Source organism: Stenotrophomonas sp. GbtcB23, from assembly GCF_019091045.1.
GTDB classification, from domain to species: Bacteria; Pseudomonadota; Gammaproteobacteria; order Xanthomonadales; family Xanthomonadaceae; genus Stenotrophomonas; species Stenotrophomonas rhizophila_A.
In genome coordinates this window covers 1-343 of sequence record NZ_JAGXKC010000269.1, presented here as the reverse complement: position 1 = coordinate 343, position 343 = coordinate 1, and the positions used below count along the sequence as shown (strand labels likewise).

Annotated in this window: 1 protein-coding gene; it reads left to right on the top strand. The window is 65.6% G+C overall.

The window, feature by feature from the left end; genetic code table 11:
* A partial coding sequence (locus tag KVS69_RS19080; RefSeq protein ID WP_217539536.1) for a metalloregulator ArsR/SmtB family transcription factor occupies positions 1–245 on the top strand: 245 nt, incomplete at its 5' end.
* Positions 246–343: the final 98 nt, after the last annotated feature.

Sequence of the window (343 nt, the reverse complement as noted above, 5' to 3'; positions counted from 1 at the left end):
ACCAATCGCGATTGAAGATCCTGCTGCAGAGCATGCATGGCTCGGTCGCCGTGGGGGACATCGCCGAAGCGCTCGACCTGTCGCAGTCTCTGGTCAGCCATCACCTGCGGCTGCTGCGCGGTGCGCGCCTCGTGCGCGGCGAACGCCAAGCCAAGCACATCTTCTACAGCATCGCGGACCAGCACGTCAGCCAGGTGCTGCAGGACATGGCGGTCCACATTTCCGAGGACAAAGCCGACGACTGACCAGGCCCAAGCACCCAGGCGAATGGCAGGTTGCGAGGCGCCGGTACCCACGCCGCCGGTTAGCCTCAAGGACGTCCTCGATGCGGCCTGGGCGCAAC